9 protein-coding genes are annotated in these 8,256 nt (G+C 29.7%); all 9 read left to right on the forward strand.

Annotated elements, in window-relative coordinates:
* On the forward strand, positions 1–777 hold a 777-nt coding region (locus BG20_RS01550; protein ID WP_010190000.1), incomplete at its 5' end, for a queuosine salvage family protein.
* Positions 778–818: 41 nt separating this feature from the next.
* The gene (locus BG20_RS01555; protein WP_010190002.1) at positions 819–1,118 is read left to right on the forward strand and encodes a DUF7669 domain-containing protein; all 300 of its coding nucleotides are present in this window, start codon (positions 819–821) and stop codon (positions 1,116–1,118) included.
* A 28-nt stretch (positions 1,119–1,146) separates the two neighbouring features.
* Positions 1,147–1,467: a hypothetical protein gene (locus tag BG20_RS01560; RefSeq protein WP_010190003.1), complete on the forward strand. Its 321-nt coding sequence runs from the start codon at positions 1,147–1,149 to the stop codon at positions 1,465–1,467.
* A complete protein-coding gene (queC, locus tag BG20_RS01565) occupies positions 1,464–2,129 on the forward strand; it encodes a 7-cyano-7-deazaguanine synthase QueC (protein ID WP_010190005.1) in 666 nt (221 codons plus the stop codon). The genes BG20_RS01560 and queC overlap by 4 nt, the downstream gene beginning before the upstream one ends.
* A gap of 6 nt (positions 2,130–2,135) precedes the next feature.
* Positions 2,136–2,489, forward strand: a complete 354-nt coding sequence (locus BG20_RS01570) for a 6-pyruvoyl trahydropterin synthase family protein (RefSeq protein WP_010190007.1) — start codon at positions 2,136–2,138, stop codon at positions 2,487–2,489.
* Between the two features lie 38 nt (positions 2,490–2,527).
* Positions 2,528–3,955 (forward strand): DUF6884 domain-containing protein, encoded by a 1,428-nt coding sequence (locus BG20_RS11580; protein WP_010190009.1) that lies wholly within the window; start codon positions 2,528–2,530, stop codon positions 3,953–3,955.
* Positions 3,956–4,276: 321 nt separating this feature from the next.
* Positions 4,277–5,821 carry a hypothetical protein gene (locus BG20_RS01580; RefSeq protein ID WP_048096970.1) on the forward strand — a complete coding sequence of 515 codons (1,545 nt, stop codon included), beginning with the start codon at positions 4,277–4,279 and terminating at the stop codon, positions 5,819–5,821.
* Positions 5,821–7,680: an ATP-binding protein gene (locus tag BG20_RS01585; RefSeq protein WP_010190013.1), complete on the forward strand. Its 1,860-nt coding sequence runs from the start codon at positions 5,821–5,823 to the stop codon at positions 7,678–7,680. The genes BG20_RS01580 and BG20_RS01585 overlap by 1 nt, the downstream gene beginning before the upstream one ends.
* 141 nt (positions 7,681–7,821) lie before the next feature.
* Positions 7,822–8,256: hypothetical protein (locus BG20_RS01590; RefSeq protein WP_133936172.1), on the forward strand; the 435-nt coding region annotated here is incomplete at its 3' end.

Consider the following 8,256-nt stretch of genomic DNA (forward strand, 5'->3'; position numbering starts at 1 on the left):
AAATATTGGTCAAAACATAATCAAAGATTAGTATATTGTGCTGGAAAAAAAGACGGTATTCAATCAAGAGGTGCTATGTACATGTGGAGATGCTTACTAACATGTTACAATAAAAAAACATTTGATATTTTGGATACAAAAAAATTATCCAAAATCACGTTGGAGGAATTTAGAACAATATTTCAAGATGATTCAGGTAATGATGTATTACCTGAATTAGAAAAACGTCATAAAAACTGGCTTGATTTGGCAACAAAACTAAATGATTTGTTTGAAGGTAAAACACTTAATATTATTAAAAGTTGCAATAATTCATTAATTAAATTTACAAATTCATTTAGGCAATTCAAAGCATTTGATGATCCTCTTAGTAAAATGATTATGGTAAATGCTATCATGCATCAAGGAAGAGGATTAATTAAATTTGAACAGCCAATTATTCCCGGAATGGATTATCAGCTTTTAAAACAATTACTTAGACAAGGAGTAATAGTTGCACCAGCAGATATTGAAGAAAAAATAAAAAATTATGAATTATTAGATAATAATGAAGCTATGGAATTAAGAAAAGCTGGACTATTTGCATTACATGAAATAATGAATCAAACTTCAATCCCTGGCGATTATATTGATAACATGATTTGGGGAAATAGAACAAAATGCGAAGATGAAGAACCAATATGCATGATTTCTAAAGAAGAAGAATGTCCATTTCATAAATTTTGTAGTAAAAAAACAGAATTAATGATTCCATTAGAAGACACACGGTATTACTAAAATATCAAAAGATTAATTCTAGATAATCATTATCTTGAATAATGCCAAAATATTCCAAACCTGTTTGGAAGATGATCGTTGAGACTTTTGAAAATAATGAGCCTACAAAGTACGTTGATCTTGCAGAAATAGCATCTAGAGTCAAAAAGTCCTTTTCAAGTGATGAGGTAAATAAGATGACTTTAAGATTGCAAACAATATTTCATTGTGTAAATCATCCTGGGAATAGGCATGATATATCAAAAAGATATGAAAGAAATCCATGTTTTCATACAGATGGAAAAGGAAAGTTTCGTTTGTTGAGTAATTCAGAGATCAAAAAATTCAAAAAATCATCTTAAATATTAGTACATAAAAGTACATAACATTATGGCAAAGACGAAAGTTAAAGTCACCATCGCCATAGATGAAGAAGTTTTAAAAAAATCTGAGAAAAATCTCAGTGAGAAAAATATACCACGTTCACGAATAATAGAATCATTTCTAAGTTATGTTAGTGATCCACATTTGTATTGTTTTTCATGTGGTGAAAAATTTTTGGTCAGTAAAGCAGATGTTTGTTCAAAATGTAGTTTTGTAAAATGTGTAAAATGCAAAAATTGTAGTTGTAAATTAACTGAACAAACATCAAATGCAGTATTTCAAATGCGCAAAGTATACGAAGATTTGATTGGGGGCAGAGTAAAATGAAATCAGTGTTAATTTTTTCTGGTGGATTAGATAGTACTACTTTATTATACAAATTAATTAATGAAGGTCATGAAGTGTATCCATTAACATTTCTTTATGGACAAAAACATTGTAAAGAATCAGAATCCGCCAAAGAAATAACAAATATTCTAAAAATTAATCATAAGATAATAGATATAACTGCATTACAAAGTGTATTGGATTCAGCGCTTACTAATCCTAGTATATCAATACCAACAGTTCCTTCAGGTTCTCAATTTTATGAAACCCTAAAGACTACAGTAGTACCAAATAGAAATGCAATATTTTTAGCAATTGCAGCAGGATATGCTCAAAGTATTAAGGCAGACAATATTTTCTTTGCAGCACATTATTCAGATAGAGGAATGTATCCAGATTGCAGAAGTGAATTTATCTCAGCATTTGAAAAAATGACAAAACTTTCATTAGATAATTCTAATGCAAGCGTATCATCACCATTTGCTAAAATTAACAAATCAGGAGTTGTGAAAATAGGAGATTCACTTAATGTTCCATTTCAATTAACTTGGTCCTGTTATGAAGGAAAAGATAGACATTGTGGTAGATGTAGTGCATGTAGAGAAAGAAAAAATGCATTCGTAGAAGCATCAGTTTATGATCCTACGGATTACATAGAGTAAATTAAAATGAAAACAAAACTAGGAGTGGAATTTGAAATTGATTTTTCTCATGTTCTAAAAGGTCATCCTAAATGTGGACAAATGCACGGGCATACATCTAAAATTCAAGTTGAAATTCAAGGAGATATTTCTAAAGGTTCAACATATCAAGATAATATGATAATGGATTTTGCAGACATGAAAAAACAATGTTGGCAAGTAATTTCTCAGCTTGATCATAATCATCTCAATAATATGTTTGAGTATCCAACTTCAGAGAATATCACTAGTTGGATTTATGAAAATCTTGAAAGTAAAATCCCAATTTCTTCAGTAAAATTCTATGAAGGAAATGGGAAATGGTGCATAATTGAAAAATAATTCGATTTAATTATTAAGACCTGATCTCATCATTTATCATGATCAGCAATACACCAAAAAATCCTATTCCATTTTTAGTAGTTGATAGACAAAAATCATTAGAACTACTAAGATATAGCAAAGCACACAGACAATCATTCCCTATAGGACTGATGGGAAATGCAAATTCTACTCCTAATTTTAGAAAAGAATTCAAAAAATTCTCTGGCAAAAATATTGTCAAAATTGCTGATTCTGGAATATTTACGAAGGATGGAGGGATGTCAAAAAGTTATTCTGAATTATTTGAAAAATATGAAGAAATGGGAACTAATTATGGAATAATTTTAGATGTATTAAAAAACAAAAATAAGACAATACAAAGTGCAAAAAATGCAATTAAAGAATACAAAAAGAAAAAACGTTCATTCAAATTAATTGGAGTTACTCAAGGAAAAACAGTTAAAGAATATTTAGAATGTTATAAAATACTAAAACGAATTGGGTATAAGCATATAGCAGTAGGAGGACTCTTAGCAAAAAAAGAAAATACAGCTAGATTTGTAACAGTAAGAAATGAAAAATTTTTAGAAAATGTTGTGTCTGAATTACGTTCAAGATACGCAAAAGACTGGTTATTTTTACTAGGGTGTTTTCATACTAAACGTTATCCTTTACTAAAAAAATATCGTATTTTTGGTGCAGATTTTAAAGGTTGGATTTTTAATTACAAGAGTCCAACTGAAATACGTGGAAAATTAATTCGTCAATTAGAAAGAATTGAAAAAGAATACAAAATAAGACCAAAGAAAAGTAAAATTTTTACAAATAGAAAATACATTAATCTAAATGAACAATTCGAAATAGATGAATATGAAAAAATTCTTGCATTAAAGAAAAAAATATCTAAAAAAATTAAAAATCAAGAATATTATGAAAAATTAAATCAATTGTTATCTTTACAAAATTCCAATAGTGATGAATTAAGAGAAGAACGATTTGAGGAAATCAATCGATTTTTGCATAAAAAAATCTACAGTTTAATGCATCCAAAAAAACTACTTGTGGTATCGTGTTCAGAGAGAAAGAAAATAGAAGTAAACAGGATGCCTGCAATTGAGATGTATGATGGTCCAATGTTTAGAATGATTAGAAAACACAAACCATTTTTTTACAATGGAGTTGATTTACTGATTGTTTCTGCAAAATATGGGTTAATGAAACCTACTCTACAAATAGCAAATTACGATAAACGGTTATCTCCAGAACAAATACCTAAACTACAAAAACAAACGTTATCACGATTAGAGAAATTTGTCAGTAATGAAAATTATAAAGAAATCATGTTTTCGATGGGAAAAGACTATTTGAGTTTGTTTGATGGTGTGGATAATGTATTGCCTCCAAAATGTACTGTTAAGATCGCAAAAGGCAAGATCGGTCAAAAACTCCACAAAACAAAGAATTGGTTAAACAAAACTAATTGATAGTAATATCATAAAGTCTTATAAAATACTGTACGCTGATCCTGATCGTGCCTTCTATTATCAGCAATATCTTTCACGGATATAGTGAATCTCTGAATCATAGTCGTGATCGATTTGAAAAAATGAGTTTAAAAAGACAAGAAAATGCTCAAAAATTCTATTCTGATTTTTTTAAAAATTTAATTCGTATTTATTCTGATTTTGATGAAGATGTAAAGATTCGACAGCTACAAAACTCCTTGAAAAGAGTTTTTTGGCAAAACCAGGATTTCGTTTGCTGCTATTGATGGAACTAATTTCAAGCAACAAATGGAGGATTTTATGATTTTTTTTGGCGGAGCATATGCTGTAAAAGGAGAAATCGATCATGCAGGTAATCCACCAATAACAAAATATCGGAAATGGTCATCAAAAGAAGATGTTTCAATGGTAGCGTATGTTCCAATCCCTTACGCAGATCTGAATGATGTTTCAGATAATCAATTTGTAATGACCCCAGATAATGAAAAATTTGATTTATTAAGTATAGACACTAAATTAATGCAATTAGCAGAGATTTTTCTTTTGTATACTACATTGAATAATTCTACATCAAGACCGGATATTGTAATTTGGGATCAAAGTATGAGTGGAGTCATGGCAAGCAATGATGAACCTCCTGAAATGATTAACATGGTAGGAAATGAAATCATGGGGCAAAAAATCACTTATCAAGATGCAGTAATTGCATTTTCTCATCCATACCAAGATGATTTAAAAATCCCATCAGTTAGAAGCGTTGAAGTTTATGATTCTATTTTAAAAGAGCTTATGAAAGGTAAAAAAGTCAATATTGCAGATTTTGCTAAAGAAAATAATTTAGAAAAACAAATCGTTTTTAATAAAATTAAAAAATATCTCTTAACTCAACACAGTGATACAGATCCAATAGCAATACGAGAGGGAGATGTTTTAACTGTAGAACCAAAGTGGAGAAACTCTTGGTATAATTCAGTAACAATGTTCCAAAATTTCTGTAATCGTTTATTCAATAAAAAAGATTCATCAGTTTTGATATATAAACGATATTCAGATGATGGCACTTATGATGAACATTGGATTTCTCCAACTGATTTAAAATATTTAATTTCAATTGGATTACGTGCAGTAGTTGAACTTGCATGGGAAAATCAAGTGATGCTAGTAGGAATTGTAAAAGATTCAGCATCAACTCATTTATCTCAGAAATATCTCGGAACCATGCGTTTTGTTAAAGCCCCAGGTTATCAATTTGATGATGTTCTTTTACCATGGAGTGATAGATTATTTCTTCAAGCATTACCTGAAAAAAATTTGGAATTTAAGGCTCCGTGGTCCACAATAGAATTTGATTCTGTTTTTATGACATTACATGTACAAAGAAATATTGTAAATAATGAACCTGAAATAACAGGGGTTCAGGGAAATATATTAAATAAAGAGAGACTTTTTTTTCGGTCACTAGCACAATTTTATTTAAAAAGATCTGGAAAAAAATTCAATATGGGTCATGTAATTTTTGTAGATAGATTAATTCTTCCTCATGTTGAATCAAATCTAAACCATATTGATGTAAAATCAAAAGAATTGGGGACAGTAAAACCATTTTTCTTTCAAAATAATTCTGCTGAAAATGATGTTCAAGAAGTTATGATGTATATTCTAAAAATTTTAACTAGAAATCTTTTTCCAGAAGTAATAGGTTATCCAGATCCTCTTCATAAAGCAGATTGGGGAGCAAAAAGTATGAATAAAAAAGTTGCAAATATGATTAAAAGTAGTGGTAAATTTCTTAAAATAAGACCATTAGCAAAAACACTTAGACAAGAAAGAGGTTCTAGAAGATAATGTCTAATCAAAATACAAACAAAAAACTATTTGATGATTCTGTAAAAGATGGTGTTTTGTTACTTGTGGAACCTGACTCCACTCATAGATGTAAGTGTACTCTATGGTTTGATTTCACAATGCAGTCAGTTAGAAAAATTGCTCAGGGGGACTTGATAGCAATACAAAATTTTAACACTACAAAAAATTCCATTTACTATAGTATTTATCGTTTAACTGAAGTGTATCCTAGACATTTTGCACTAGGTAGAGATGATCTAAAAGCATATCCAGGTAATCTGGAAGAATCAGCTAAAAGTATTTTTCCTGATTTTACAGAACAAGAAAATGAATCTACAGAAGATCTTACAAAAATTTACTGTGAAGCTTTTCCAATAAATTTACAATTCTTAGATGATGGCAGTATTGATTCTAGCAAACTTTCTGAAGATGAGAGTTTACCAATTACAGGTTCAGAAGTAAAATTAATCTCAGATGGATTATCGGAAATAATCTATAATTCTGGAATAGATAAAGAGGCAGATACTACGGTCACCATTGGCAAATTAATTAAAAATGATAATGTCAATATTTTTGTTAATTCTGAAGATTTTATCAAAGTTCATTTTGGTATTTTTGGTTATACGGGAGCAGGAAAAAGTAATCTGGTAAGTACTCTGATTAGTTCTGTATTAACACAAGCTAGAACAAATAATAAATTTGTTCTATTTGATATCATGGATGAATATACAGGATTATTGATTGATCAACTTCTTAATCCAAATATCAATGGAATGTTAGTAAGTTTAGGTCAAAGATATTTGCCACAGTCGGTTATAGATTACATTACAGCTCCACAAAGAAATGAGGAATTACTAATTGCTGCAACTAATGATCTTTTAGCAGGAATGCTTTTTCCCAAAAAATTGAAACCATTTAAAGAACAATATAGACCATTTGTCAATCAACTGTTAATACAGAATAAAATTAAAGTGATAGACCTCACATTTAATAGAACAGTTGAAGAATATAGTCAAGAATTTTGGGAAACAATATTTGATGAATATGTAACTGGTCCAACAGAAGTCGATTTACGTGTTATACTTAATAGAATTTTTAGAGAGACTCGTCCTAATGAAGCATTGACACCTACGATAGCAAGGGAATTGAGACAGGAAGTAGAGCAAGCAAAGAGACCATCAAATGTAGGAAGAGATAAAACAATAAATGATCGTCTTACATCCATTCAGCAGTTATTAGATATGGATATCATAAATCCATCTCTAAATCCGTTACCTCAAGAAGTTGCATATAATGTAAATCAGTTGATTACAGAATTAAATTCCGACGAAGGAAAAGCTCTCATTATTTTGACATCAGATGATCCTAACAACATGCGAGAACATGCAAAAAAGATTGGACAGAGTATTTACAACCAACGTAGCAGACGGGCAACAACTACTCCGATTGTGTCGTTCATATTTGATGAAGCTGATGAGTTCATCCCACAAAAACCAGAAGGTTCAAAAAAACATTCACGAGATATTGTTGAAACACTTTCTAGAAGAGGAAGAAAATTTGGACTTGGTGTAGGTATATCTACTCAAAGAATTACGTATTTAGATACAAACATTATGGGGCAACCACACACATATCTAATTAGCCAATTACCTAGAGAACATGATCGAAATACCGTAGGACAATCATTTGGATTAACAGATGACGATTTAAAGCAAACATTGAGATACAAAAAGGGTGATTGGATGTTAATTAGTCATGATGCAACAGGATTAGAAGGTCAACCAATACCAATACATGCAAACAATACTGAAGATAGAATTATTGAATTTTTACAATCAATTAATCAAAATAACAATTGAGGCGTCACAAAAATCCTAGTTCATCTTACTGCTCTATAGGATCATTTGATCTTCCTAGTTTTGAAATATACATTAAATAAAAAATGGGAAAAATACTTAGACACAGTAAAAGCTTTTAGTAGTATTAACCGTGGAAAATCCATGAAAATAGATGATTGGGAATATTGGCTTGAAAGAGTTGATCAGATTGAGAATCTTAATGCATTAGAGAAAGAAAAAGCAAAAATCGCCTTAAAAAAAATTAAAAGATTTTTTGGAAAAGAATTATCAGTAGTTGCTATGTCGAGACATCCAATATGGGGAACATATGTGATAAATGAAGTGGCATGGACAAGAAAATGGTTTATTGACTTTATTGAATCTATTGAAATCATAGAAACACAAAAAAATGGAAGGCAAATAATAGATAAATTAAGAAACTCAGAAAACTTTTTCCCAACACTTTTTGAATTAGATATTGCATACAGATTTATAAAATCAGGTTTTCATGTTGAATTTTACCCACAAGTTTCAGATTCTAACAAAATTCCAGATTTATTATTAATTAATCCTGACACTGATGAAAAATTTTTTGTA

This window comes from Candidatus Nitrosarchaeum limnium BG20 (assembly GCF_000241145.1).
Taxonomy (GTDB): Archaea; Thermoproteota; Nitrososphaeria; order Nitrososphaerales; family Nitrosopumilaceae; genus Nitrosarchaeum; species Nitrosarchaeum limnae.